This is a genomic window from Mycobacterium neumannii (assembly GCF_048452905.1).
Classification (GTDB): Bacteria; Actinomycetota; Actinomycetes; order Mycobacteriales; family Mycobacteriaceae; genus Mycobacterium; species Mycobacterium neumannii_B.
The window spans coordinates 986,218-1,012,102 of the sequence record NZ_JBCGVF010000003.1 but is presented as its reverse complement, the minus strand read 5'-3'; the positions used below and the strand labels follow the sequence as shown (position 1 = coordinate 1,012,102).

Here is a 25,885-nt window from a genome sequence, read left to right as displayed (position 1 = left end):
GACGATGCCACCCGCCAAGAAGACCGCGGCCGGCCCCAAGAAGGGGCAGAAGACCCGTCGCAGGGAAAAGAAGAACGTCCCGCACGGTGCCGCGCACATCAAGAGCACGTTCAACAACACGATCGTGACGATCACCGACCCGCAGGGCAACGTCATCGCCTGGGCGTCGTCGGGGCACGTGGGCTTCAAGGGCTCGCGTAAGTCCACGCCGTTCGCCGCGCAGCTGGCCGCCGAGAACGCCGCCCGCAAGGCGCAGGAACACGGCGTGAAGAAGGTCGACGTGTTCGTCAAGGGCCCGGGCTCGGGCCGCGAGACCGCGATCCGGTCGCTGCAGGCCGCCGGCCTCGAGGTCGGCGCGATCGCCGATGTCACGCCGCAGCCGCACAACGGGTGCCGTCCGCCGAAGCGGCGCCGGGTCTAGTAGGACGAGGAGAAACAGACAATGGCTCGTTACACCGGACCCGCGACCCGCAAGTCACGCCGCCTCGGCGTGGACCTGGTCGGCGGCGATCAGTCGTTCGAGAAGCGCCCCTACCCGCCCGGCCAGCACGGTCGCGCGCGGATCAAGGAGAGCGAATACCGCCTGCAGCTGCAGGAGAAGCAGAAAGCGCGCTTCTCCTACGGCGTGATGGAGAAGCAGTTCCGTCGCTACTACGAGGAGGCCAACAGGCTGCCCGGCAAGACCGGTGACAACCTGCTGCGCATCCTGGAGAGCCGGCTGGACAACGTCATCTACCGCGCAGGCCTGGCCCGCACCCGCCGGATGGCGCGGCAGCTGGTCAGCCACGGCCACTTCCTGGTCAACGGTGTCAAGGTCGACATCCCGAGCTACCGGGTGTCGCAGTACGACATCATCGACGTGAAGGAAAAGTCGCTGAACACCGATCCGTTCGTGATCGCCCGTGAGACCGCGGGCGAGCGGCCGATCCCGTCGTGGCTTCAGGTCGTCGGTGAGCGCCAACGCATCCTGGTGCATCAGCTTCCGGAGCGCGCGCAGATCGACGTACCGCTGTCCGAGCAGCTGATCGTCGAGCTGTACTCGAAGTAAGGCTTCCCGCCGCCCGGATGGCGGCTGGAGTACGCGGCATCAAATAGCGGGTGCCGTGAAGGAGGAAAGAAACACATGCTGATTTCTCAGCGCCCCACACTGTCCGAAGACGTCAAGGCCGAGAACCGCTCCCAGTTCGTCATCGAGCCGCTGGAGCCCGGTTTCGGTTACACCCTTGGCAATTCGCTTCGGCGCACGCTGCTGTCGTCCATCCCGGGCGCGGCGGTCACCAGTATCCGCATCGACGGCGTGCTGCACGAGTTCACCACGGTGCCTGGAGTCAAGGAAGACGTCACCGACATCATCCTGAACCTCAAGGGCCTGGTCGTCTCGTCGGAAGAGGACGAGCCGGTCACCATGTACCTGCGCAAGCAGGGTCCGGGTGAGGTCACCGCGGGGGACATCGTTCCGCCCGCCGGTGTGACGGTGCACAACCCCGAGATGCACATCGCCACCCTCAACGACAAGGGCAAGCTCGAGGTCGAGCTCGTCGTCGAGCGCGGCCGCGGTTACGTCCCCGCCGTTCAGAACAAGGCCTCGGGCGCCGAAATCGGCCGCATCCCGGTCGATTCGATCTACTCGCCGGTGCTCAAGGTCACCTACAAGGTGGAGGCCACCCGTGTCGAGCAGCGCACCGACTTCGACAAGCTGATTCTCGACGTGGAGACCAAGAACTCGATCACGCCGCGTGACGCGCTCGCTTCGGCGGGCAAGACGCTGGTCGAATTGTTCGGTCTGGCACGGGAACTCAACGTCGAGGCCGAGGGCATCGAAATCGGACCGTCGCCGGCCGAAGCCGATCACATCGCCAGCTTCGCGCTGCCGATCGACGATCTGGACCTGACGGTGCGGTCGTACAACTGCCTCAAGCGCGAGGGTGTGCACACGGTGGGCGAATTGGTCGCCCGCACGGAGTCCGACCTGCTGGACATCCGCAACTTCGGTCAGAAGTCCATCGACGAGGTGAAGATCAAGCTGCATCAGCTGGGTCTGTCGCTCAAGGACAGCCCGGCCAGCTTCGATCCGTCCGAGGTCGCCGGCTACGACGTCGCCACCGGCACCTGGAACAGCGATGCGGGCTACGACCTGGACGACAACCAGGACTACGCCGAAACCGAACAGCTCTAAAGAAGCCAGTCCGTCCCGGCCCTACCTGATACGGGGGTCGGCCCCACATAGGAGATAGTCGCAATGCCCAAGCCCACCAAGGGACCTCGTCTCGGCGGCGGGTCCGCCCACCAGAAGGCGCTGCTGGCCAACCTGGCCACGTCGCTCTTCGAGCACGGCCGGATCAAGACGACCGAGCCGAAGGCGCGGGCGTTGCGGCCCTATGCGGAAAAGCTCATCACGCACGCCAAGAAGGGCACGCTGCACAACCGGCGTGAGGTGATGAAGAAGATCCGCGACAAGGACATCGTGCACACGCTGTTCGCCGAGATCGGCCCGTTCTACGCCGACCGCGAGGGCGGCTACACCCGCATCATCAAGGTCGAGAACCGCAAGGGCGACAACGCCCCGATGGCGGTCATCGAGCTGGTGCGGGAGAAGACGGTGACCTCGGAGGCCAACCGTGCAAGGCGTGCCGCCGGTGCGCAGAAGACCGAGCAGCCGGTCGCTGCGGCCGCCGCGCCGCAGGCCGCGGTCGAGCCGGAGGCAGCCGAAGGCCCCAGTGAGGACGAGTCGGTCGAGGAGGCAAAGGCCGAGTCGAGCGAGGTCGAGGCTCCGGCTGACGAGGCCCCGGCTGACGAGGCCCCGGCTGACGAGGCCGACAAGGATGACGACAAGTCCTGAGGACGTCATGAGCGAGCCCGCCATCGAATCCGGTGGCGGGCTCGTTCGTCTCCGGCTCGACATCGCTTACGACGGAACCGAGTTCGCGGGCTGGGCGGTCCAGGCAGGACAGCGCACCGTGGCCGGTGTCCTCGAAGAGGCGCTGTCGACGGTGTTCCGCACCGCGGTGGTGGCGCGGGCGGCGGGTCGCACCGACGCCGGTGTGCACGCCACCGGTCAGGTCGCTCATGTCGACGTGCCCGAAGAGGCTCTGGCGCACGCCTATCCGCGTACGACGCGCCCCGGCGACAGCGAGTTCCTGCCGCTGGTGCGACGGCTCGGCCGGTTCCTGCCCCGAGACGTCCGCGTGCTCGACGTCGAGCGTGCCGCCCCGGGCTTCGACGCCCGATTCTCTGCGCTGCGCCGCCACTATGTCTATCGACTGTCGACGGCGCCATACGGTGTCGAACCGCACGAGGCGCGCTATGTGACCGCCTGGCCCCGCCCGCTCGACGTGGACGCGATGGCCGAGGCGTCACGAAAGCTGCTCGGACTGCACGACTTCGCGGCCTTCTGCCGGCACCGTGAGGGTGCGACCACCATCCGTGACCTTCAGCGCCTGGACTGGTCGCGTGAGGGGACGCGGGTCACCGCCCATGTCAGCGCCGACGCCTTCTGCTGGTCGATGGTCCGCTCGCTGGTCGGCGCGCTGCTGGCCGTCGGTGAACACCGTCGCGAACCCGATTGGTGCGCAAGCTTGTTGGCGGCCGATCGAAGGTCCAGCGAGTTCGCGGCCGCACCGCCGCAGGGGTTGACACTCGTGGGCGTCGACTATCCGCCCGACGATCAGCTCGAAGCACGGACCAAGGTCACCCGCGACCTGCGCGTGGTCGACTAGATCCGTGCGGCGATGAAGTCGGCCGCCTGGTTGACCATCCCCGCATTGACATACGCGCGCGCCGCATGGTCGGGCCAGTTGCCCTCCCAGGTCTTCGGCTCGGCGGGGTTGCAGATCGGGTCGGCGCCGTGGCACAGCTCGATGGTGCGCTCGCCGTACAGCGGGCTGAAGTTGGTGATCGGACCGGCCCATGCGATGCCGTTGCCGAACAGCGCGACGGCGGCGATGTGGCGATCCATCCCGGGAGGCAGTGGCTTGTCGAACCCGAATGCGGCGATGGGTGCGGCCAGCACGACGTCGGTCACCGCGGCGCCCAACGAGTATCCGCCCAGCACCAGTCGGGTGTCGGGGCACCGTGCCGCCATGTCCTGGATCCGTGAGCTCATGTCGTTGGCGCCGATGTCGATCTCGTAATCGGCCGGATAGCTCACGGAGTAGAGGTTGATGTTCTTTCCGCTCTTGCTGCGCAGCGCACTGATGAGCGCGTTGCCGATCACGCCGGCACCTGGCGACTCGGTGCGACCGCGCGCGAAGATGAGCTCCGCCTGTGGGCATGACTGCGCGGCGGCGACGGACAGAAGGCCCGGGGTGGCCTGGGTGACGGGCGCGATCAGCCCTGCTACCGCGAGTACGACCGCCCCGATGAGCAGCGTCCCCCGGCGCCCCAAGCAGCGAACAAGATCGTTTTGCACTCCGCCGATCCTATAGGAACTAATCAACGCCGACGAAGGTAATCGACAGCGGTCGCCGCGACCTCAGACCAGCCGCGCCACGAAATTCGCAGCCTGATTCGCCATTCCGCGTCCGACGTAATCGCTGTGGGCGAACGGATTGCGGCCGCGGGAACAGATCGGGTCCCCGTCGGTGCAGAGGTCGATCGCCCGCCCACCGAAGATCGGCGCCGTGGTGATCGGGTTTCCGAACTTGGTCGCCGGGTTGCCGAAGACGGCCACGGCGGCGACGTTGGGTGCGACGTTCGGAGGCAGGACCGGGCCCAGCGCGCCGATCCGGTTGCCCAGCGGCGGGATGCCGGCGAGCATGTCGACGACGGCCGCGCCCTGAGAGAACCCACCCAGCACGATGCGCGAGTTCGGACACGACTGTGCGGTGTTGGTGACGAAGGCCGCCGCGTCGGCGGCGCCGTCGGCCGCCATCATGAAGTCGTAGGTGGCCGGGTAGGCCACCCCGTAAGCCGACAGGGTGCGGTCCCCGAGTTGCGGGCGCAGGGCCTCGACGAACGCCTGGCCGACGCGGCCGATGCCCGGGGGTTCACCGGTGCCGCGGGCGAACACCACTGTCACATCCGAGCAGCCTTGTGCCGAGGCAACCGTTGGCGCCAGGAGCGAGAAGGTCAGTCCGATGGCCGCGATGACGGCGGTGCCGGCGACCCGACGAAGGCGAGCGAAATCCACGGGACGAGATGATATCCCGCGTGGCGTCAGACCAGGCCAGCGACGAAGTTCGCCGCCTCCTGGACCAGTCCGGCGCTCACGTAGTCGTTGTGCGCGAACGGGTTACGGCCCTTCGAGCAGATCGGGTCGCCGTCCTTGCACAGGTCGATCGCGCGGCCGGCGAACACCGATTTGGTGATCGGGTTGCTGAATTTGGTGGCCGGGTTGCCGAACACCGCCACGGCGGCGACGTTGGGTACCAGGCTGCCCGGCAGCGGGGGAGCCGAGCCGATCGATCCGATCTTGTTGCCGAGTGGCGGCACACCAGCCAGCATGTCGACGACCGCGGCTCCCTGCGAGTACCCGCCGAGCACGATGCGGGTGTTCGGGCATTGCTGCGCCAGCATCGCGATGCGGTTGGTGGCGTCGGTCGCGCCGTCGGCGGCGGCCAGGAAGTCGTACGAGGCGGGATAGTCGACGGCGTACGTGCTGATGGTGCGCCCTCCGGTGAGGCCGCGCAGCGCGTTGACGAACGCGGTGCCCGGCGTACCGAGGCCCGGGGTGTCGTCGGTGCCGCGAGCGAAGATCACCTCGATATCGCTGCACGCGGATGTCGAGGACCCGTATCCGGGGTATCCGGGGGAGGTCGCCGCCGGTCCGGGCGCGGTGCCCGAACCATATCCGGGACTGACGGGTCCGGGGGGTGGGCCGGGCTGGGCCACCGCCAGCGGGGCCACGCCGCCGACGAGTGCGGCGACTGCGGCCGTCGCGGCCGCCAGTCGGGCCGTCTCGCGCAGCAAAGTCACGCGGACATATTCACACACCGAGGGGTCTGGGGGCTAACGCTTCGCTCGCACGGACGACTCCTCGAGCGGGCCGTCCGGCCACGTCGCCTCGGCAACCGCTTCAGAACGGTCGCCTGCGCGGGCCAGCGCGAGACCGGCCAAGACGATGGCGCCGCCGACAGCCTGCGTGGGCGTGATCGCTTCACCCAGCAGAATCCAGGCCGCTAGCACCGCGAACATCACCTCGGACAGGCCGACCAGCGACGCGAAGCGTGGCCGCAGCCGGGCGATGCCCATGATGCCCAGCGTGTAGGCCACCGCGGTGGCGATGACGCCCAGAGCGATGACCGGCACGATCCACGAGGCGGTGTGACCGGCGATGACGGTGTCGGCGGTGGTGAAGGTCAGCGGCATGATTCCGGTCAGGCCCAGGAGCGTGACCGCACCCGAGCCGACGATCAGCCCCGCTGCGGCCAGCGTGACGGGACTGATCCCGTCCCCTTCGGCCGTATAGCCTGCGTGGGCCGACATCAGGAAGTACCCGGCGGCGCAGAGGGCGGCCGCCAGCCCCCAGCCCACGCCGACCAGGTTGATGTGCGCGCCCGAGAACACGTCGAGCACCAGCATGATCCCGGCGATCGCCAGCCCGACACCGGCCAGGGTCAGGGTGGTCGGGCGACGGCGTGTGGTGGCCCAGACCCAGGCGACGACGATGATCGGTGAGGTGTACTCCAGCAGCAGCGCGACGCCGACCGACAGGTGCGCGACGGCGTTGTAGTAGAACAGCTGCGCACCCGCGATCGGGACGACCCCGTAGGCGAGCACCGTCGTCGGGTGGCGCAGCGCTTCGCGAACCCACCCGCGCCTGACGATGGTGGCGAAGACTGCCATCACCAGCGCGCCGCCTGCCAGCCGGGCGACGACCGCGGCGGTCGGGCTCCAGCCCGCCGTCATCAGCGCCTTCGCGAAGGGACCCGAAGAGCCGAACGCGACCGCCGAGCCGACCGCCAGCATCAGGCCGAGCCGGAAGTGGTCGGCAACGGGCCGCGTGCCCGATGCCGTCACGGCCATGGTCGACCTCCGAGGGAATGTAAGGAGTAAAATAAACTACGCTCCTGACATTAGCGACGAGAGGCATCATGAGTCAAATGCTTTTCAGTCATGACACCGAGCTCACCTTGCGGGCCGCGTGTGAGCTCATCAACAGCGATCGCGTCGACGGAGAGCGGCTGGGCGACATGGCGGCGTTGAACACCTACCTCGACAGCTTCGGCTGGACGGGCCGCCGTGACCGCGACGCAGAGGAACTCGCGTCGGTGCATCGGCTTCGCGACCGCCTGGGCAGGATCTGGGCGGTCGCCGACGATGAGGAGAGCACCGTGGCTCAGATCAACGCCTTGCTCCGCGACACGAACGCCTCGCCGTGGCTGACCCGGCATCCGGAGATGCCTGAGTGGCACCTGCACCTCGCGTCGGTGGACGACCCGCTGTGGCAGCGGATGGGCGCGGAGATGGCGATGGCGCTGGCCGACCTGATCCGCATCGGCGAGCTGCGCCGCCTCAAGACGTGCGCGGCGTCGGACTGTGAAGCGGTGCTGGTCGACATGTCCCGCAACCGGTCGGGCAAGTTCTGCGACACCGGCAACTGCGGCAACCGCCAACACGTGGCGGCGTACCGGGAGCGTCGAGCCATGGGCCACCGTCGAAAGCGGTGACGGTCGGGACTCCCCGCAGGCCTTAGGCTTTCGGCGGGGGAGTGATGACGGGGCGATCGACCACCAAACTGCAGACCAACGGACACCGCTTCTTGCTGCGGCGCATGCAGCATGCCCTCGTCCGTGGCGACGTGCAGATGCTCGGCGATCCAATGCGCGCGCAAGCGCTTTCGTTGTCGGTCGGCTCGGTTCTGGCGGTCATCGGGCTCGGGGTGGCCGCCGTCCTGGCGTTTCTCCAGCCCCGAGGCGGACTCGGCGACGCCCCGATCGTGATGGTGCGCGACACCGGCGCCCTCTATGTGCGGATCGACCACAATCTGCACCCGGTCCCGAACCTTGCATCGGCCCGGCTGATCACCGCATCGGCGGCCAAACCTCGGCTCGTCAGCGCGTCGGCCGTCGACCGGGCTTCGAGGGGCGCGTCGCTCGGCATCCCGGGCGCCCCTGACATGATCGGCGCGCCGCTGACGGAAGAAGAGTCGGAATGGCTTGCGTGTGAAAGTGATTCGTCGCTGTTGACAGTCCTGGTGGGGTCTGCCGACGAGAACCGCCCCGCTGCGGACCGCGTCCTGGTGAGCGCGGCGGGGGAAGGCGCGGCGACGACGTATCTGCTCTTTGACGGGCGGCGCGCGAAGGTCGATCTACGCAATCCGGCCGTGGTACGTGCGCTCGAACTCGACGGCGTTGCGCCGCGGCCGGTCACCCGCACCTTGCTCGACACCGTGCCCGAGGTGCCCGAGCTCGCGGCGCCCGCCATCCACGACGCCGGAGCGCCCGCGCCGGCGCCGCTGCAGGGGATGCGGGTCGGCGCCGTGATCCGCGTACCGCATGCCGAGTCGTCGCAGCATTACGTGGTGCTGAGGGCGGGAGTGCAGCGGATCGGCGCGGTGGCGGCCGATCTCATCCGGTTCACCCAGCCGCAGGACGCGCACGAGGTCGTCACAGTCGAACCCGGCGCGATCGGCGCCGTCCCTGTGGTGGACGCGCTACCCGTCGGGCAGTTCCCCGAACGTGCCGGTGCGGCAACCGATCCGGTCGTATGCGTGCGGTGGCAGTGGGCGGCGGCCTCCGAGGCCGTCGTCACGGAAACCCTCGCGGGCGACGCGATACCAGACAGCGCTGAGCTGCGGCCGGCGCAGCTGGCGCACGCCGACGCCGAAGGGCCCCGAATCGACGCCTTCGCGATGAGCGGGGGCCGCAGCGCGTATGTGCGAGCGGCGGGCGTGACTGGTGACGGTGCACGAAGTGGAACGCTTTTCTTGGTGAACGACGCCGGGGTGGTCTTCGGCATCCGGGATCGGGAGACGGCCGAGCGGCTCGGGCTGACCGGCGATCCGCTGCCGGCACCGTGGCCGCTGTTGGCGCGACTGCCGCGCGGGCCGGAGCTGAGCGTCGAGGCCGCGTCAGTCGCGCGCGACGGAGTGGGGACGACGTAATCGCCTCACCGGCAACGTCATCGCGATGACGCCTACGACCGCCAGGCAGATGACGGTTCCGCGGGTGGCGGTACGCGCTGTGTGTCCGTCGGGTGGTTGCTGTCGCGACAGTGACACCACCGTCGGGTCGCCCGGATCTGCGGGGGAGGTGGCGCCGCCGGCGACCGCGGCAAGGATGTCGACTACGCCGTGACCGACGAGTGGATTCCAGCCGCCGGCCGGGTGCCGCGCGGTGTCTTCGATGCGGCGCATGACCTCCCGCGCGGTCAACTGCGGCGAACGTGACCGCAGCAGTGCGACGATGCCGCTGACGACGGGCGCGGCGTAACTGGTTCCCGCGAGCGGCTTCTCACCGGTCGATGTGGGTACCGCGGCGACGAATCCGTCGCCATCGCGATCCAACGACATCACCTGCTCCCCGGGAGCGGCGACGTCGACCCAGGGACCCGCCAAAGTGAACTCCGAAGGCGCACCACTCGGTCCGATCGATCCGGCCGTCAAGACATAGTCGTCGTACCAGGCTGGGCTCACGACCGCTTTGACGTCGTCCCAGTCCGGTCGTCCCGGCCTGGCCGGATTCTGATGCTCACACTGTCCCGGCGCGCCGGCATTGCCCGCGGCGGCCACCACGACGACGTTCTTCACGTCGACTGCATACGCCAATGCGGCGCCCAGGGGTCCATCGTCCAAAGCGGTGTCCGCGGCGACGCAGGCGACGGTCGAGACGTTGATCACGGTGGCACCCATGTCCGCCGCGGTGCGGACCGCGCGAGCGAGGGTGTCGACGTCACCGAAACCGGATGTGCCCCTGGTGTCTTCAGCGCTGAACTTTGTGCTTGACTGGCGGATGGCGATGATCGTGGCCTCGGGCGCGATACCGCTGAACGCGCCGGCGGTGTTCGAATCCGTTGCGGCGCCGATGATGCCGGCGACGATGGTGCCGTGGCCGTCGCAATCGTCGGTGCCGTCGCCGCTGGCCACGTAGTCGCCGCCGGGAACCAGGCGAGGCAGCAGTCGATGGCGCGACACACCGGTGTCGATCACCGCGACCGTCTGACCGGCTCCTCGGGTGAGCGGCCACACCGACCGCAGGTCCAGGTCGTGCAGTTGGCCGCCAGCGTCGCCGCCGGGGGTGACCTTCTGCGCGGTCGTGCACGAACCCGTCTGCTCGGTGGGTTGCGGCGGTGCCGGTGATTGCGGGTGGGGAAGCAGCGAATCGTCGACGCGTGGCGGCGTGATCGCGGCCGCATCGGGGGTGACGGTCAGCGGAGCCGAGGCGAATGCGGCGGCGAGGATGACACGAAGGAGGCGTGTCACGTCAGCGCCAGGTTGCGGACGAGGCCGAAGACGCCGGCGATCCAGCAGCCCAGCGGTATCACCGCCGCCAATGCCGCGTACTCGGCCAGCTCGGCGGCGCGGCGCGCGGCCGGGGCGGGTGTTCGTTGCAGGTGCGGGACCAGAAGTCCGGTGCCTGCGACAGCAGCCAGAGCCCCCAACCAGTGGGCGTGCTGCCGAAAGGCTACGGCGACGATCACGAATGCCGCTGTGAGCGCGACGAAGCCGCTCGCTGCCAACGCGGCGCGACGCGCGGTCCCGATATGAGTACGGGTGCGCAGTAACAGCGCGGCACCGACGACACCGTCGAACACCGCAGCCGGCACGGAGACCTCGCGCGCCTCGATGGAACCGTAGCCAACGGACATGGCGGCGATGGCCGCGGCGGTCGCTGCGCCGGCGACCATCGCGGTCAGCAGGTCGTGAGCGCGCGCCGCCTCGCTCTCCTCAACAAAGTCGGGAAGACGATCCATGTCGTCGTACGGCGGGGCGGGGCCGATGCCGGTGAGCGCAATGGCCAGCCGCGGGGCCAGACTCAGCGTCGCCAGCGCCAATGCCGCGAGCAACGCGCCCGAAGCCGTCCCACCGAGGCGCCATGCGACCGAGGCCGCCGAGGCCGCGGTGCACAGCAGTGACGTGGTGGCGATCGCGGCGAGCGGCACAAGACCGCGACTGGTGAGGCGCAACGAGACCGCCGCGATGGCCAACGCTGCTGACGAGGCAAGCAGCACATGCGCGGCGAGCGGGCCGCCAGGTACCGCGACGGTACCCGTCACCACCGCCATCATCACCGCGATCACGCTTAATGTGGTGCCCAGCAACGGTTCCGAGTGCGTACGCCCACCGATGGCGGCGGCGGTGACCGCGGCACAGGTCAGTGCGGCGCCGATGAGAACCGGAAGTGTGCGGCCAACAGGATCGGTCGACCACAACAGCGCGGTACCGCCGATTCCCGTAGCGACCACGCTGCCAGTGGCGCACAGCATGCGTGGAACAGCGCCGGGTGCGGGTCGCCGCCTGGCTACGGTACGGGTGGCATCGCGGTCGGTGAAGACCGGATCTGGAATGTCATCGGCGGTGAGCCACAGCACCTCTCCGTCGCGGACATGGTTGTCGGGCAACGTGAGTGACTCGTCCAACGACGATCCGTCGATTCGGTGTAGCCGCCACCGCGCACCGGCCTCGCGGTGATCCGGGCGAACCAGCTCGACGATCGACGGGAGCATGTCGCCCAGGCAGGCCCGGCGCGGGAGTGCCAAATCCACAGTCTGGGCCGTATCCGCCCCATCGACGTGAATGCTGACTCGGCAGCCTGGACCAGCCATCGCATCCCCCTACGGTGCCCGTGTGGTCACCGTAACGCCGCCCGCGACGGGGCCTCGACACTTGTTTGGTCGGCTGTGGATGGAACCGAGCGGATCCCCGCCGCGTCCCATCTCTCAATGGAGTCATCCCGGAAAACACTCGGCGTCGTGGTGAAATCGCCACCGGCGCTGCCGAAAGTGACTTCGACCAGTCCCGTCGCGCGCCTGCTCCCGCTGGCCATGCTCGTCGCAGCGGTGGGCATGATGGCCGTGTACTTCACCTCGGGCGCCGGCGCGAACCGCACGCCGATGTTCGCATTCTTTCCGGTGATGATGGTCATGTCGGTGCTCGGCACGATGCTGTACGGAGCCCGCGGCGGGGCGGACCGATCAGCCGAGATCGATGGCAATCGGCGGAGCTATCTGCGCTATCTCGACGGTATCGATGAGGAGGTCGTGGTCACGGCCGTCGAGCAACGCCGCCAACAGTATTCGCGCCACCCGGCGCCCGAGTCGTTGTGGGCGTCGGCGGGCAACCGGCGAACGGCGCGACCGGACCCCGGCGATGACGACTTCTGCTGCGTCCGGGTGGGTGTCGGTGAGCAGACGTTGTGCACGCCGTTGGTGGAGCCGGACCTCGGTGCGGTCGACGATCGGGATCCAGTGACGGTGTCCGCGGTGCACACGCTGATTCGGCAGCGCTCGGTCGTGCCGCGATCGCCGGTCGCGGTCGCGCTCCGGGATCATGGCGTCATCGCGGTGTGCGGCGATGACGAACCCGCGCGCGGGCTGGTGCGTGCGATGGTGTGCCAACTGGCGACACACCACGATCCTCGCCAGGTGGCGATAACGGCGGTCACGGATCAGGAAACGTCACACGAGTGGGATTGGCTCAAATGGTTGCCGCACCATGAGCATTCATCCCGCACCCTTGGCGGTGCTACCGGCAGGCACCTCGTAGTGGTCGCGGAGGGGAGCCGGGCTGGCGCCGAAGCTTCGACCGAGACGGGCGGCGTCACGGTCGTCGCGATCGGAACCGACCCGGTTAATTCCGTGCCGTGTCTGCGTGTTGACGGCGAGCACCTGACTGTCCGCATCGGTGACCGCCGTGAGGGGAATTGCGAGCCGGACTCGCTGACCTTGACGCAGGCCACGGTGTGTGCGCGACAGTTGGCGGCCCACGGGTCCGACGCCGCACCCGCCAGTGGAACACACCGCATGTCGGCGGTCCGTGGCTGGCTCGACCTGATGGGCATCGACCAACCGAACCGGGTGACGCCGGAAAAGGTGTGGACCCAAAGCCGACAGGTTCGGCCGGTACCCATCGGCGTCGCGGACGACGGCACACCGGTTCTGATCGACATCAACGAGGCCGCCCGCAACGGCATCGGCCCGCACGGTCTCTGCGTCGGCGCTACGGGATCCGGAAAATCCGAGCTACTGCGCACACTGGTGCTCGGCATGATCACGACACACCCGCCGGACGTGCTCAACTTCGTCCTCGTCGACTTCAAAGGCGGAGCGACGTTTCTCGGCTTGGAACGGTCTCGACACGTTGCGGCCGTAATCACCAACCTGGCAGGCGAAGCCCACCTCGTGGCCAGGATGAGTGACGCGCTGGCCGGGGAGATCCACCGCAGGCAAGAGTTACTGCGCGCGGCAGGCAATTTCGTCAACACCGCGGACTACGCCAGGGCTCGGTCACGTGACGCTCGCCTGCCGCCGCTGCCCGCGCTGTTCATCGTCGTCGACGAGTTCTCCGAGCTGCTCGCCCAGCACCCCGACTTCGCCGAATTGTTCGTCGCGATCGGCAGGCTGGGCCGGTCGCTGGGCATCCACCTACTGTTGGCCAGTCAACGACTCGACGAGGGCAGACTCCGCGGTCTGGACACCCACTTGTCGTATCGCATCTGCCTCAAGACGTTCTCCGCCGGTGAGTCCCGGGCCGTGCTGGGTGTGCCCGACGCGTACACGCTCCCCGGCAGACCGGGCGCGGCCCTGCTGAAGACAGCCGCCGGGGACTTGATCCGGTTCCAGACGGCGTTCGTCTCCGGACCCTGTCCTCGACCGAACACCGAAGACGGGAGCGACATTGCGGCGCCGATGATCTTCACCGCCAGACCGCCGACGGACCATGACGAGCACGCCGAACATGCGCCGGCCGTCCTCGACGCGGTGTTGGATCGAGTCGCGGACCGAGGAACCGCCGCACACCGGGTGTGGCTGGAGCCGCTCACCGCGCCTCCGACGCTCGACCTGATGATGTCGACAGTGAAAGATCGGCTCAGTGTCCCGATGGGTCTGGTGGACATTCCGTTCGAACAACGCCGCGATCTACTCGTCGCGCAGATGGCCGCGGGGAACGCCGCCATCGTCGGTGCCCCTCAGTCGGGCAAGTCGACGGCCCTGCAGACGCTGATGCTGGCCCTCGCGGAGGCGCACAGCCCCGAAGAGATCTCGTTGTACATAATCGATTTCGGGGGTGGTGCGCTCACGCGCCTCGCGGAGCTGCCGCACGTCGGTGCGGTGTCCGGTCGGGCCGATACGGACCTGTGCCGACGCACGGTCGCCGTCATCGAATCACTGATCCGGTCGAGGGAAAAGCTCTTCCGGACAATGGGAATCGGGTCGATGACCGAGTATCGCGCCCGTCGCGCCGCCCAGGATCCCGCTGCAGCCAACGACCCTCACGGTGACGTCTTCCTCGTCGTCGACGGATGGGCTCACCTGCGTCGCGAGCTCGAACAGTTGGAGACGCCGATCACCGCGATAGCCGGGCAGGGACTCGCATTCGGCGTGCACGTGGTGATCACCGCCTCGCGGTGGCCCGAACTGCGGCCCGCGTTGAAGGATCAGATCGCGACGCGCATAGAGCTGCGACTCGGCGACCCGGCCGAGTCGGAGATGGACCGCCGCCGCGCCCGGTCGCTGACCAATTGCCCTCCGGGGCGGGGTATCACCGCGAATGGCAGTGAGATGGTGATCGCGCTGCCGCGCTTCGACGGTGTGCCCGGTACCGAGGGGCTCGGCGAGGCGGTGGCGGCAACCGTCGAGCGGCACAGACAGCGGTGGCACGGCCGCCGCGCCCCGCGCATCGAGCTGCTTCCGGCGCTCGTGCGACATCCCGAGCTGGTCGCGCGGGGCGTGCAACCGGCCGAGGCGATGGTGCTCGGTCTCGACGAGCACGAGTTATCCCCAGTTACCGTCGATTTCGCCAACCAGATGAACATGCTGGTCCTCGGGGAAAGCGGCTGCGGCAAGACATCTCTGCTGCGCATGGTGTGTCACGAGATCGTCCGGACTCACCGCGTCGACCAGGTGCGCCTCGAGATCGTGGATTTCCGGCGCTCACTGCTCGGGGTCGTGGAAACCGGGCACCTCGCCGGGTACGCCGCATCACCGGTGGCTCTCGCGGCGAGGATTCCCAGGCTCCTCGCGATGCTCGAGGCGCGCATGCCCGGCGAAGACGTGACACAACAGCAGTTGCGTGACCGATCGTGGTGGTTCGGGCCTGAGATCTTCCTCGTGGTCGACGATTACGACCTGGTGGCCGGATCGACGGGCAATCCGCTGACCCCGCTTGCCGACTTCCTGCCGCACGCCGCCGACCTCGGCCTGCATGTCATCGTCGCTCGTCGATCGGGAGGTGCCGCGCGGGCGATGTTCGACCCACTTCTCGCCAGGATGCGGGAGATCGGGTGCCTCGGCGTGATGATGAGCGCAAGTGCGGACGACGGTGTGCTGATGGGCTCGGTACGGCCATCGTCGATGCCGCCTGGGCGCGCCACGCTGATCACGCGCGGCGAAGGTGAATGCCTGATCCAGGTCGGCTGGGTGGAACCGCCATGAGTCACACGGTCATCGAGGTCGGGCCGGCTTCGATACGCGGAGCCAATCCGCTTGACTCCGAACTGGTCTCATCGGCGCTGGATGCCATCGACGACGATCTCGCGCTGGTCGGCGACGATCCCGTGTCCGTGCCCGAGCTCTGGTCCCGGCTGATGGCGACCGCGGTGGGCGGCGCCGGCGACGTCGTCCTCGTCTGCCCGACGTGGTGGCCGAGCACTCGGGTCGATCGCGTACGCGAAGCGACGACTGCGACGAGTGTCGAGGTGATCGGGCGTACCGCGGTGCTCCAGCGGCAGACACGCGCAACCGTCGTCGAGATCGCTGCGGAGTTGGTCGTGGTCACCCGCCTGGGCGCCGGCGCCGTCGCCATCGCCAACGTCGACGACGAACTGGCGAACAGAGTGGTCGCAGCGGTCGGGTTGGCGGGGCCGGTGCTGATCGACGCGCCGGCTGGCCTCGGACCGCTGGCCAACGCGATCGCTGAACGGTTGCGCAGCAACGGTATTGAGGTCCGCTTCGCCGACGAAGACGCCGTTCAGCGGCCACAAATTGGGCCTCCCGCGCCCGATGCCCCCACCGCCGACAGCGATCCGAACCAGCCACGACGAGCGGCGGTGCTGGCCGTCGTTATCGCGTCGACTGTGGCGGTATGCGGCGGGTTCGTCCTGCGTGGTGGCGGTGACCGGGAACCGAACTTCGCGTCAACCCTGTTGGTGGAGGGACGAGTTCAGGTTGCGGTGCCCGCGGCGTGGCCTGTGCAGCACATCACGTCCGGTCCGGGCTCGGCTCGCGCGCAGATCAGCTCGCCGTCAGACGCCGACGTCGCGCTCCACCTCACCCAGTCGGTGGGCCCGCCGCAAGCGAACCTCGCCCAGACCGCGGCCGCGTTGCGAAGTGCCCTGGCCGGTGCGCGCGAAGACGTCTTCGTCGACTTCAACGCAGCCGGTACCCCGGCGGGAAGGGCAGGCGTCACCTACCGGGAACTGCGCCCGGACCATCACGTCGCATGGACCGTTCTCGTCGATGACGGTGTCCGCATCGCCATCGGCTGCCAGAGTGCACCGGGTCGCGAGTCCACGGTCCGCGAGGCCTGCGATCAGGCGATCAGATCCGCCCACGCGATTTCCTGAATCCAGTGGAACCGGACCGACACCCGGTGCGTCGTACCAGTTAGAACCGAAGCGAGCAACGGAGAGGATCCCCATGACGACACCGCAAGGCGGTTCGCTCACGACCGATTTCGACCTGATGGCCGCGGTCGCCGGCCACACCGACGCGCGCAACGAGGAGATCCGCGCGATGCTGCAGTCGTTCATCGGGCGGATGGGCGCCGTGCCACCGTCGGTTTGGGGCGGCGTGGCGGCGGCCCGCTTTCGCGACGTCGTGGACCGATGGAATGCCGAGTCGCTGAAGCTGCATGCCTCGCTACAGAGGATCGCCGAGACCATCCGGCTCAACCAGCAGACCCTTCGGGAAGCCAACGAGAGCCATTCGCACCGCATCGACGCGGTGGCCAACAACCTGTAGAGGAGCCCTGATGGACCACGTGTTGTCGTACAACTTCGACGAGATCGAGTACACCGTCAGGCAGGAGATCCACGCCACCTCTGCCCGGCTGAACGGCGCCCTCGAGGAGCTGCGTGCGCAGATCGCGCCGCTTCAGCAGGTGTGGACGCGCCAGGCGGCCGAGGCGTACCGGCTCGACCAGGCCCGGTGGGAACAAGCGGCAGGCGCGCTCAACGAAATCCTGTTCAACCTCGGCAACGCTGTTCGCGACGGAGCCGACGACGTGGCCGCCACCGACCGCAGCGCCGCAGGAGCGTGGGGCGCCTGACGGAAAGAGACCTGTGCGATCCGACTGGAGGGGAGCCAGGGGGCCGCACGGTAAGCGCCACCGTGGTCGAGGAGAGCGGCCACGGTGGCGCAACATCCTCGACTACTCGCAGGCGATGCCGTCCTTATCGCGGTCCAGGTGCGGGGCGTAGCCGTCCTCGCCCTGCATGATCGGCGTGACGCCGGCGGCGCGCGCGTCCGAGCAGGTGTCGTAGTACGTGTTCGCGGATGCGGTGGCGGCGCCTGCGGCGGTTGCCGCGACGACGAATGCGGCGACGATCAAGCCACGAATCATTTTCACTCCATTGAGATCTTGTATTTCCGGATGCGAGACGGCCGGTTTGCTGCCACCCCCGCGACGACGCTAAGGGCCTGGAAACGAAAATGAATCAGGGGTTTCCCTATGTTTCGTTGTGGCTGTGGTTCCTATCCTCGGGGTTCGGGCCGATGCACCGTTTTGACCTGCGGCGACGCGCCCGGGTAAGCTGCCTCGTTGGCGTGCGGTAAGCACGGGTCCTCGGGTCAACGTCGGTCGCCGAGATCAACCCCACCGGATGCGCCTGACCGGCCCCCGGGCCACCGGGACAGGAAACCCGATAGAGGAGAGGTAGCGCTGTGCCTACGTACACGCCGAAGGCGGGTGACACCACACGTTCGTGGTACGTCATCGACGCCACCGACGTGGTGCTCGGCCGGCTCGCCGTTGCAGCAGCCAATCTGCTGCGCGGCAAGCACAAGCCGACATACACGCCGAATGTCGATGGTGGCGATTTCGTCATCATCATCAACGCCGAGAAGATCGCCATCGCCGGTAACAAGGCGGACCGCACGTTCTTCTACCGCCACTCGGGTTACCCCGGTGGTCTGCGCAGGCGCTCGCTCGGTGAGGAGATGGAAAAGCACGCCGACCGGGTCGTCGAGCGGGCGATCCTCGGCATGATTCCCCACACCAAGCTGGGCCGTCAGGTGAAGAAGAAGCTGCGCGTCTATGTCGGGCCGGAGCATCCGCACACCGCCCAGCAGCCGATTCCGTACGAGATCAAGCAGGTGGCGCAGTGACCGAGACCGTTGACAACACTGATGCCGTGACCGAGGCGGCCGCTGAGGCGACGCCCCGCGAGCCGGTCTTCATCGACCGCCCCATCCAGACCGTCGGCCGTCGCAAAGAGGCTGTTGTCCGGGTTCGCCTGGTTCCGGGAACGGGCCAGTTCAACCTCGACGGCCGCAGCCTCGAGGACTACTTCCCGAACAAGGTCCACCAGCAGCTCATCAAGGCTCCGCTGGTCACCGTCGATCGGCTGGAGAGTTTCGACATCTACGCCCACCTCGACGGTGGCGGCCCCTCCGGTCAGGCCGGCGCGTTGCGTCTGGCGATCGCCCGGGCCCTGATTCTGGTGCAGCCCGAGGATCGGCCGGCCCTGAAGAAGGCCGGCTTCCTGACCCGCGACCCGCGCGCCATCGAGCGCAAGAAGTACGGCCTCAAGAAGGCCCGAAAGGCGCCTCAGTACAGCAAGCGCTGATCGATTCGCAGAAACCGCCGGATGTGCACCGCACACCGGCGGTTTTTGCATTCAAGACGTTGCGGTCTATCTCACAATCGCGGCGTTCGGGTTTCGTTGAGTGGCCAGTCGTAAATCCACCGGGGCTGGAGGCGGCGGCGCTGCACGCGCGGCAGGCCGCAACTGCCACCGGTACGAGCCAGTCACCTCGTTGGGGGATCGGATCGCCGCCTCCTGACCGAGAAGGAGCAATTGATGCAGAACGCGAAGACACTGACCGCGGGCGCCGTGATGGGCGGATCGCTGCTCTTCACCGCCGGCCTGGGTATGGCCATGGCGCAGCCGGACACGGCTCAGGACAACCGCGTTAACGTTTCGATCGGTAACGCCGGTGTACTGCACGACGTCGACGTGACCGCCGCGGCGCAGATCGCCGCCGATGTGTGCCACACCGACGTGAGCTCGGTCAACGCGTTGGCAGAGGCCGCCGACACCGAGGGCGCCGAGAAGACGGTGTGCACGAACAACCTCGGCACCGTCACGATCCAGCAGAATGGCCCCGGTCACTCGGAGAATGCGCCGGGTCAGGCCGAGCAGCAGGAGGCAACGCCGACGTCCGAGGCGCCGACGACCTCGCCGACGGCCCCGACCGCTGAGAACAGCGGCAGCTAAAGACCGCACCCTCACCGCCCGCATCCGACAGGTTGCGGGCGGTGAGTCGTTTCGAGGCCAACGGATGCTTTTGATCGGAAAGAGAATCCCCGGGGTCAGTAACGTCCGCCAGGGTTTGGAAGGACGTACCAACAAAGCGCTGAGCTGGGCGTGGGCCATTAATGAATTTACGTCATAGTTAATTAGCTCGACGCAGTGGTCATCCCGAATCTCATTGGGATTCTTGGGTTTTGGTTTTACTCCTCGTTGATCGAGGAAGTCCTGTCTGCGGAAGTGAGGCGCACCGAGTGTGCGGGTGGGCCATCTGCCGCTGGTAGGGCGAGTGCACGTCAGTCAGCTCGTCGGGGGACCGGACCCGAGCTTCTCGACTGAATAGGAGTAAAGAAATGCACAGCATCATGAAGAAAGTCTCCGCAGGCGCGATGATGGGCGGAGCATTGCTCTTCACCGGCGGGTTGGACTGGCTGGAGCGCAGCCACTGAACCTGCAGGACGGTCTCGTCAACCTCGCGGTGGGCGACGTGACCATCCTCGAGGACGTCAACGTGGGCGTGGCGGCCAACGTCGCTGCCGCGATCTGTGGTCTCGAGGTCGGCCCGGTCAACGCGCTGGCCGAGTCGGTCGACGCCGATGGCGGGACCGAGACGGTCTGTGACGTGACCGGCGGCCCCATCGAGCTGACACAGAACGCCGGCACTCCTGGTCAATCGGGTCAGGCGCCCGGTGGTGGCCCCGCCCAGGCTCCGGGTAACCCGACTCCGGGCGGTCCGGCTCGTTAGAAATCGAGAGCTCACCGCCCGCATCCGACTGGTTGCGGGCGGTGAGTCGCGTCTGGGTACCGATTCGGCGACGGCGCGACTCACGACACGCGCGGTTGGCCCTGAAGCCGCCATTTATGAGAAGTTTGTCGGCATGGCTCGACTGTTCGGCACCGACGGAGTGCGCGGCGTCGCCAACCAGGATCTGACCGCCGAACTGGCTTTGGCTCTCGGTTCGGCGGCGGCGCGACGGTTGGCCACCGCCGGTGGGCACGCCAGGCGGGTGGCCGTCGTCGGCCGCGACCCGCGGGCCAGCGGTGAAATGCTCGAGGCGGCCGTCATTGCTGGACTGACCAGCGAAGGCGTCGACGCGCTGCGCGTCGGGGTACTGCCGACCCCGGCCGTGGCCTATCTGACCAGCGCTTACGATGCGGACTTCGGCGTCATGATCAGCGCCTCGCACAACCCGATGCCCGACAACGGCATCAAGATCTTCGGCCCCGGCGGCCACAAGCTCGACGACGCCACCGAGGACCGGATCGAGGAACTGGTGCACCAGGGGCCAGGGAACCGGCCCACGGGCGCCCGGATCGGTCGGGTGGTGGACGCCGCGGACGCCCTCGACCGGTATCTGAGGCATGTCAGCAAGGCCGTCACGACCAGGCTGGACCAGATCACCGTCGTCGTCGACTGCGCCAACGGTGCCGCCTGGGCCGCCGCACCGCAGGCCTACCGCGCCGCGGGCGCCAACGTCATCACGATCAATGCCGACCCCGACGGGCTGAACATCAACGAGCGCTGCGGCTCGACGCACATGGAGATCCTGCGATCCGCCGTGGTGTCGTATGGAGCCGACCTGGGCCTCGCGCACGACGGCGACGCTGACCGGTGCCTCGCCGTCGACGCGCACGGGCGCGTGATCGACGGCGACGCGATCATGGTCATCCTCGCCCTCGCCATGCAGGAGAGTGGCGAGCTGGCGTCGAACACCTTGGTGACGACGGTGATGAGCAACCTCGGCCTGCACCTGGCGATGCGGGCGGCCGGGGTCGAGGTCCGCACGACGAGCGTGGGGGACCGTTATGTCCTCGAGGAACTGCGCGCCGGGGGATATTCGCTCGGCGGTGAACAGTCGGGCCACATCGTGATGCCGGCGTGGGGCACGACCGGTGACGGCATCGTCACCGGGTTGCGGTTGATGTCGCGGATGGCGCAGACCCGCACCCCGCTTGCCGCGCTCGCCGAGCCGATGCGCACGCTGCCTCAGGTTCTGATCAACGTCGCGGTCGCGGACAAGGCGACCGTCGCCGACGCGCCGTCGGTCCGCACAGCCGTTGCCGAGGTGGAAGCCGAACTCGGCGACACGGGTCGAATCCTGCTGCGCCCGTCTGGAACCGAGCAAGTCGTGCGGGTGATGGTGGAAGCGGCCGACGAAGACACCGCCCGGCAGTTGGCCGTGCGGGTGGCCGAGCAGGTCAGCGCCCAACGCTGAGAGTGGAACCGGTTGCGGTCGCCGCGCGTCCAACCCCTACATGGGAGGAACGGACGCGGCTCGCGTCGATACCGCCACCTTATTGGGCGTCGCACGGCAGTACCAGGGCGCGGCCGAAGCCCTCGACGCCGCCGTGCGAACACATCTGAGCGGCCTGGCATTCGACGGGGCGGGCGCAGGCCGATCATATGCCGCGGGTGGTGACGCGGTGCGGTCGGCGGTCGACGACGTGGTGAATCAGTTGCGGCGATGGTCACGTGCCTCGGCCGAGATCGCCGTCGCGCTTCGTACCTGTATCGACCGGTACGCCGAAGCCGATGCGCGCGCTGCCGACCGGTTGGCCTGACATGGGCGAAACCTTCGACGCCGCAGCGCGATTGGCCGATGGCACACCCGGCGTCGGCGATGTCGCACAGTATGTCCTAGCCTGCCAGAGTCTGGGCTACCGACATCCGGAACTGACGGCGAAACCCGGGCAGGTACACGACTGGTATGCCGCCGAGAACGGTATGGACTTGGGCGCTCTCGAAGCGGACTGTGCCGCACTGCAAGCCGCCGCGAGGGCGGCCGAGGATGCGCTCGCACGCCAAGAGGCTCAGCTGGCCGCCCTGACAAGCGCGTGGCAGGGATTGGGCGCAAACGCCTCTCGGGAGTTCCTGCACCGCCATGCCGAAGCAGCGACGGACGCTACGACGGCCGTCCGCACCGCCGCATCCGCACTGGCCGATCTGCGTTTGCGGCTGTGGCGGGCGGTGGACGACAAAGTGGCGAAGGTGTTGGCCATCGGCGAGGGCGTGCACGCCAGACGCGCGGACTGGTTGGCGGCAGCGCACGCGGTCACCACCGGCACCGGCGATCGGGCGGTCGCCAGCGAGTTGGTGGACCAGGAGGTGAAACCGTTCGTGGACACGGTGATCGGCGGCGAGTGGCTCGCGGCAATGCGGGAGGCCGCCGACGCGATCAACGGTGCTTACGAGGCGGTGACGGCGGAGCTCGCATCCGAGGCGGGTGCGACGTTCGAGATTCCCGGCGACCTCGGACCGGTGTGGACGCCGTCGGCGGCGGGTGTCGGCGAGATCCCGGCGGCGGGTGTCGGCGAAACCGCGGCGCGAAGTGCCCCCGCAACCCCAGCCGCAGTCGTTGCGGCAAACCCGACTCCACCGGCTCCCGTCGTACCGGCCGGATGGGGCGCATCCGTTGCGAGCCCACCAGTTGCGCCGGCGCCACCCGCGCCGCCGGTCCCGACCGAACCTCCGGTCACGCAGCCGGCGGCCGCTACGCCGGTGCCCTCGCTCGGCGGGGGAATGCCCGACTTCGGAGGCGGCCTAACGAGTTTCGGTCAGCAATTGGGGGACATGCTCGGCGGATTGCTGGGCGACGGTGCGCTCAATGCCGCCATCGACGACGGGGAGCTGGACAGCCTGCCAGAATCTGATCTCGGCGAAATCGACGACAGTGAAACGACAGAGACTGACGAGGCGTCAGAGGCGAGCGAGGCTGGCGAGGACAGCGATGGCGACGCGGCCGTGCCCGGCGAGGTCACCGATCCCGCGGCCGCCGAGCCGATGTGTCAACCCGAGCCGCCACCGGATTCCGATACCGCACCTCCCGAAGAGCCGGCCGCGACGGTGCCTCCAGAACCGCCGACCGTGACTGAAGAACCACCGGCGGTGACGCCCGAGCCGTCGGCGGAGCCGGCGAAGCCACCGGACGCCGGCACCCCGTGCGAGATCGCCGCCGATGAACTACCGCAGGTCGGCGAATGAGCGATGGTTACGAAACGAAGCCAGGGTCGGGGCCGTTGACCAGCAGCCGGACGCACTCGGCGGCGATCAACCGACTCCGGTGGTTCGTACCGCAGTGGTCGCACCAGAAATGGACGGCCCCGCTGTCGATCTCGTGACGCACGTCGCCCCTGTGCGTCATGGAGGTGCGCACACAGCGCTCGGACGTGATGGACGTTGGGTAGGTGATGGTTCCCATTGCCGCACCCCCTTCAGGAGTGAAACCCGGATACCCAAGGCTGCACGATGATCACCACATCTGTGGTCACGGTTGGGTAACCAAATTGATGACAATCCGGCGTTGCCGCAACGGAGAGGAGGTCCAGCTACTACTGATAGTTTGCTGGGCTGAGCATCTTCCGGCGCTGCAGCCGAGTGCGCTGTAGCGTCCCTCTGGTGAAGTTGCGGCCGCGGGAGCTTCTGTTCTTCCTCGTCCTGGGCGCGGGGGCGTCGCTCGTCGGCGACCACAGCCATGTCGTCACCGGCACCACCGAGTACTTCACCGATGCGGTGCCGTTCGTGTGGAGCAGCCCGATCTGGTTCCCGGTGCTCGTGGCGCTGGCAACGGTGTCACTGGCCGAACTTCGGCTGCACCTACCGTCGCCGCGAGTCGACGTCACGGCGCGTCAAGGTCTCGCGGGTGTGGCCGCGGTGCTCGGAATCTACGTCACGACCGCACTGATCCACACCGCGCCCGTCGTTCCGGCGACCGCACTGATCGTCACGCTCGCGACCATCACCTGGTGTGCGCTCGGCGACGGTCCGTCGATCGTCGGCGGCTTACTGGCCGCGGTCATCGGCCCGGTGGTCGAGATCGCGATCGCCAAGGCAGACCTGTTCGCGTATCACGATGCCTGTGACGGTCTGTTCGGCGTCGCGCCGTGGCTGGTGCCGCTGTACTTCGCGTTCGGTGTGGTGGTCTCGTTACTGGCCGAGATCGCGGCCAGGAACACGCCGCGCTAGGCGCGTGCCGGACGCCGCGACCGCGTCGGGCGCCGACGCCGTTGCTGGTGGCCCCTGGCCGACGACGGCTGGTGCGGCCGCGTGGGTTCGGGCCTGCTGGCGACGATCGGATCACCGAACGTCCGCTCGCCCGGGGCGATTTCGCTCAGAACCGGATGCGACGAGCCGCTGAAGCGGGTGATCGTCGGCTTCACGCCGGCCTTGCGGGTCAGCTGTCGCACGTCGGACACCTGCTCGTCGAGCATCAACGTCACCACGGTGCCGTCGGCCCCCGCGCGCGCCGTGCGGCCCGACCGATGCAGGTACGCCTTGTGTTCGACGGGCGGGTCGGCGTGCACGACGAGGCTCACGTCGTCGACGTGGATGCCGCGCGCGGCGATGTCGGTCGCGACCATTACGGTTGCCGAGCCGTCGGAGAATGCGGCGAGATTGCGGGTGCGCGCGTTCTGGGACAGGTTGCCGTGCAACTCCACTGCTGACACGCCGCGCGAGTTCAGCTGTCGGGCAAGGTTCTTCGCGCCGTGCTTGGTGCGTGCGAACACAATGGTCCGGCCCGGCGATGCCGCCAGGTCGGCCAACACACCGAGGCGGGCGGCCTTGTCGACGTGCAGCACATGGTGTTCCATCGCGGTCACCGGCGATTGCTCCGAATCGACACTGTGCACAACGGGATCGGTCAGGTACCGCTTCACCAGCACATCGACGCCGCCGTCGAGGGTGGCCGAGAACAGCATGCGCTGCCCGTTGCGAGGCGTCTTGTCCAGCAGGCGTTTCACCGGGGGAAGGAAGCCGAGGTCGGCCATGTGGTCGGCCTCGTCCAGCACGGTGATCTCGACGCCCGACAGGTCGGCATGGCGCGATTTGACGTGATCTTCGAGCCTGCCCGGGCAGGCGATGACAATGTCGACGCCTTGACGCAGCGCCTGGATCTGCGGGTTGGGACCCACACCACCGATGATCGTCACCGAGCGCAGGTTGGTCGCCGCCGCCAACGGTGCCAGCGATGCGCTGATCTGGGCGGCCAGCTCGCGCGTCGGCGCGAGGATGAGGGCACGCGGGCGGCCGGGCACGCGTTTGGCCGGGCTCGCAGTGAGTCTCGTCACCACAGGCAGCAGGAAGGCGTAGGTCTTCCCGGATCCGGTGCGGCCGCGGCCGAGGACATCGCGACCGGCCAGTGAGTCGGGCAGCGTCGCCGCCTGGATCGGGAAGGGTGACTCGACGCCGTCGGCGGCGAGAGTGTCGACGACGGCCTTCGGCAGGCCGAGGTCGGCGAAAGTGGGCACGGTTGTGCCACTAGGGATTTGCACAGACAAGTAGAAACTCCGAAAGTTCAGTGTGGTCGTCCTGCCCGGCG

27 protein-coding genes are annotated in these 25,885 nt (G+C 68.0%); 19 read left to right on the top strand and 8 right to left on the bottom strand.

Annotated elements, in window-relative coordinates; genetic code table 11:
- Nucleotides 1-4 precede the first annotated feature (4 nt).
- The 5 genes from rpsK to truA all read left to right on the top strand — a co-directional run bounded on the left by rpsK (nucleotide 5) and on the right by truA (nucleotide 3,716).
- Nucleotides 5-421: a 30S ribosomal protein S11 gene (gene rpsK, locus AAHH99_RS11180; RefSeq protein WP_064345641.1), complete on the top strand. Its 417-nt coding sequence runs from the start codon at nucleotides 5-7 to the stop codon at nucleotides 419-421.
- A 21-nt stretch (nucleotides 422-442) separates the two neighbouring features.
- Complete coding sequence (rpsD, locus tag AAHH99_RS11175; RefSeq protein ID WP_064413278.1) at nucleotides 443-1,048, top strand: 30S ribosomal protein S4; 606 nt, start codon at nucleotides 443-445, stop codon at nucleotides 1,046-1,048.
- 75 nt (nucleotides 1,049-1,123) lie between these two features.
- On the top strand, nucleotides 1,124-2,176 hold the full coding sequence (locus AAHH99_RS11170) for a DNA-directed RNA polymerase subunit alpha (protein ID WP_064399044.1): 1,053 nt from the start codon (nucleotides 1,124-1,126) through the stop codon (nucleotides 2,174-2,176).
- Between the two features lie 63 nt (nucleotides 2,177-2,239).
- A complete protein-coding gene (gene rplQ, locus AAHH99_RS11165; protein WP_418768684.1) occupies nucleotides 2,240-2,839 on the top strand; it encodes a 50S ribosomal protein L17 in 600 nt (199 codons plus the stop codon).
- A gap of 7 nt (nucleotides 2,840-2,846) precedes the next feature.
- On the top strand, nucleotides 2,847-3,716 hold the full coding sequence (gene truA, locus AAHH99_RS11160; RefSeq protein ID WP_064413280.1) for a tRNA pseudouridine(38-40) synthase TruA: 870 nt from the start codon (nucleotides 2,847-2,849) through the stop codon (nucleotides 3,714-3,716).
- Here truA and AAHH99_RS11155 read toward each other — a convergent pair.
- The 4 genes from AAHH99_RS11155 to AAHH99_RS11140 form a co-directional block, all read right to left on the bottom strand.
- Nucleotides 3,713-4,408 carry a cutinase family protein gene (locus tag AAHH99_RS11155; RefSeq protein WP_064413281.1) on the bottom strand — a complete coding sequence of 232 codons (696 nt, stop codon included), beginning with the start codon at nucleotides 4,406-4,408 and terminating at the stop codon, nucleotides 3,713-3,715. The genes truA and AAHH99_RS11155 overlap by 4 nt on opposite strands.
- A 63-nt stretch (nucleotides 4,409-4,471) precedes the next feature.
- Complete coding sequence (locus tag AAHH99_RS11150) at nucleotides 4,472-5,128, bottom strand: cutinase family protein (RefSeq protein ID WP_418768683.1); 657 nt, start codon at nucleotides 5,126-5,128, stop codon at nucleotides 4,472-4,474.
- A gap of 26 nt (nucleotides 5,129-5,154) precedes the next feature.
- Nucleotides 5,155-5,913: a cutinase family protein gene (locus AAHH99_RS11145; RefSeq protein WP_064413387.1), complete on the bottom strand. Its 759-nt coding sequence runs from the start codon at nucleotides 5,911-5,913 to the stop codon at nucleotides 5,155-5,157.
- 33 nt (nucleotides 5,914-5,946) lie between these two features.
- The gene (locus AAHH99_RS11140; protein ID WP_418768682.1) at nucleotides 5,947-6,963 is read right to left on the bottom strand and encodes an EamA family transporter; all 1,017 of its coding nucleotides are present in this window, start codon (nucleotides 6,961-6,963) and stop codon (nucleotides 5,947-5,949) included.
- A gap of 77 nt (nucleotides 6,964-7,040) precedes the next feature.
- On the opposite strand from AAHH99_RS11140, the gene AAHH99_RS11135 reads away from it, so the two are divergent.
- Complete coding sequence (locus AAHH99_RS11135; protein ID WP_418768681.1) at nucleotides 7,041-7,607, top strand: CGNR zinc finger domain-containing protein; 567 nt, start codon at nucleotides 7,041-7,043, stop codon at nucleotides 7,605-7,607.
- A gap of 44 nt (nucleotides 7,608-7,651) precedes the next feature.
- A complete protein-coding gene (eccB, locus tag AAHH99_RS11130; protein WP_418768680.1) occupies nucleotides 7,652-9,043 on the top strand; it encodes a type VII secretion protein EccB in 1,392 nt (463 codons plus the stop codon).
- On the opposite strand, the gene mycP is transcribed toward eccB, so the two are convergent.
- Nucleotides 9,011-10,360, bottom strand: coding sequence for a type VII secretion-associated serine protease mycosin (gene mycP, locus AAHH99_RS11125; protein WP_418768679.1), 1,350 nt, complete (start codon nucleotides 10,358-10,360; stop codon nucleotides 9,011-9,013). The genes eccB and mycP overlap by 33 nt on opposite strands.
- The gene (eccD, locus tag AAHH99_RS11120) at nucleotides 10,357-11,703 is read right to left on the bottom strand and encodes a type VII secretion integral membrane protein EccD (protein WP_418768678.1); all 1,347 of its coding nucleotides are present in this window, start codon (nucleotides 11,701-11,703) and stop codon (nucleotides 10,357-10,359) included. Before eccD ends, mycP begins: the two co-directional genes overlap by 4 nt.
- A gap of 117 nt (nucleotides 11,704-11,820) precedes the next feature.
- On the opposite strand from eccD, the gene eccCa reads away from it, so the two are divergent.
- The 4 genes from eccCa (at nucleotide 11,821) to AAHH99_RS11100 (ending at nucleotide 17,365) form a co-directional block, all read left to right on the top strand.
- Nucleotides 11,821-15,531, top strand: coding sequence for a type VII secretion protein EccCa (gene eccCa, locus AAHH99_RS11115; protein WP_418768677.1), 3,711 nt, complete (start codon nucleotides 11,821-11,823; stop codon nucleotides 15,529-15,531).
- Nucleotides 15,528-16,661, top strand: coding sequence for a type VII secretion-associated protein (locus AAHH99_RS11110; protein WP_418768676.1), 1,134 nt, complete (start codon nucleotides 15,528-15,530; stop codon nucleotides 16,659-16,661). Before eccCa ends, AAHH99_RS11110 begins: the two co-directional genes overlap by 4 nt.
- Before the next feature lie 73 nt (nucleotides 16,662-16,734).
- On the top strand, nucleotides 16,735-17,058 hold the full coding sequence (locus AAHH99_RS11105; RefSeq protein WP_418768675.1) for a WXG100 family type VII secretion target: 324 nt from the start codon (nucleotides 16,735-16,737) through the stop codon (nucleotides 17,056-17,058).
- A gap of 10 nt (nucleotides 17,059-17,068) precedes the next feature.
- The gene (locus tag AAHH99_RS11100; protein ID WP_418768674.1) at nucleotides 17,069-17,365 is read left to right on the top strand and encodes a WXG100 family type VII secretion target; all 297 of its coding nucleotides are present in this window, start codon (nucleotides 17,069-17,071) and stop codon (nucleotides 17,363-17,365) included.
- A 102-nt stretch (nucleotides 17,366-17,467) separates the two neighbouring features.
- On the opposite strand, the gene AAHH99_RS11095 is transcribed toward AAHH99_RS11100, so the two are convergent.
- On the bottom strand, nucleotides 17,468-17,659 hold the full coding sequence (locus AAHH99_RS11095) for an excalibur calcium-binding domain-containing protein (RefSeq protein ID WP_418768673.1): 192 nt from the start codon (nucleotides 17,657-17,659) through the stop codon (nucleotides 17,468-17,470).
- A gap of 320 nt (nucleotides 17,660-17,979) precedes the next feature.
- On the opposite strand from AAHH99_RS11095, the gene rplM reads away from it, so the two are divergent.
- The 8 genes from rplM to AAHH99_RS11055 all read left to right on the top strand — a co-directional run bounded on the left by rplM (nucleotide 17,980) and on the right by AAHH99_RS11055 (nucleotide 24,531).
- Complete coding sequence (rplM, locus tag AAHH99_RS11090) at nucleotides 17,980-18,423, top strand: 50S ribosomal protein L13 (protein ID WP_418768672.1); 444 nt, start codon at nucleotides 17,980-17,982, stop codon at nucleotides 18,421-18,423.
- A gap of 26 nt (nucleotides 18,424-18,449) precedes the next feature.
- Entirely contained in the window at nucleotides 18,450-18,884 is a 435-nt protein-coding gene (gene rpsI, locus AAHH99_RS11085; RefSeq protein ID WP_231984531.1) for a 30S ribosomal protein S9, read from the top strand.
- A 234-nt stretch (nucleotides 18,885-19,118) separates the two neighbouring features.
- The gene (locus AAHH99_RS11080; protein WP_418768671.1) at nucleotides 19,119-19,535 is read left to right on the top strand and encodes a hypothetical protein; all 417 of its coding nucleotides are present in this window, start codon (nucleotides 19,119-19,121) and stop codon (nucleotides 19,533-19,535) included.
- A gap of 520 nt (nucleotides 19,536-20,055) precedes the next feature.
- Nucleotides 20,056-20,313, top strand: coding sequence for a hypothetical protein (locus AAHH99_RS11075; protein ID WP_418768670.1), 258 nt, complete (start codon nucleotides 20,056-20,058; stop codon nucleotides 20,311-20,313).
- A gap of 133 nt (nucleotides 20,314-20,446) precedes the next feature.
- Nucleotides 20,447-21,784, top strand: a complete 1,338-nt coding sequence (gene glmM / locus AAHH99_RS11070; RefSeq protein WP_418768669.1) for a phosphoglucosamine mutase — start codon at nucleotides 20,447-20,449, stop codon at nucleotides 21,782-21,784.
- A 40-nt stretch (nucleotides 21,785-21,824) separates the two neighbouring features.
- Nucleotides 21,825-22,130, top strand: a complete 306-nt coding sequence (locus tag AAHH99_RS11065) for a type VII secretion target (RefSeq protein WP_418768668.1) — start codon at nucleotides 21,825-21,827, stop codon at nucleotides 22,128-22,130.
- Nucleotides 22,102-23,550 (top strand): hypothetical protein, encoded by a 1,449-nt coding sequence (locus AAHH99_RS11060; protein WP_418768667.1) that lies wholly within the window; start codon nucleotides 22,102-22,104, stop codon nucleotides 23,548-23,550. The genes AAHH99_RS11065 and AAHH99_RS11060 overlap by 29 nt, the downstream gene beginning before the upstream one ends.
- 414 nt (nucleotides 23,551-23,964) lie before the next feature.
- Entirely contained in the window at nucleotides 23,965-24,531 is a 567-nt protein-coding gene (locus AAHH99_RS11055) for a diacylglycerol-binding protein (RefSeq protein ID WP_418768666.1), read from the top strand.
- Here AAHH99_RS11055 and AAHH99_RS11050 read toward each other — a convergent pair.
- Complete coding sequence (locus AAHH99_RS11050) at nucleotides 24,528-25,814, bottom strand: DEAD/DEAH box helicase (RefSeq protein WP_068193571.1); 1,287 nt, start codon at nucleotides 25,812-25,814, stop codon at nucleotides 24,528-24,530. The two genes, AAHH99_RS11055 and AAHH99_RS11050, sit on opposite strands and share 4 nt — an antisense overlap.
- Nucleotides 25,815-25,885 lie beyond the last annotated feature (71 nt).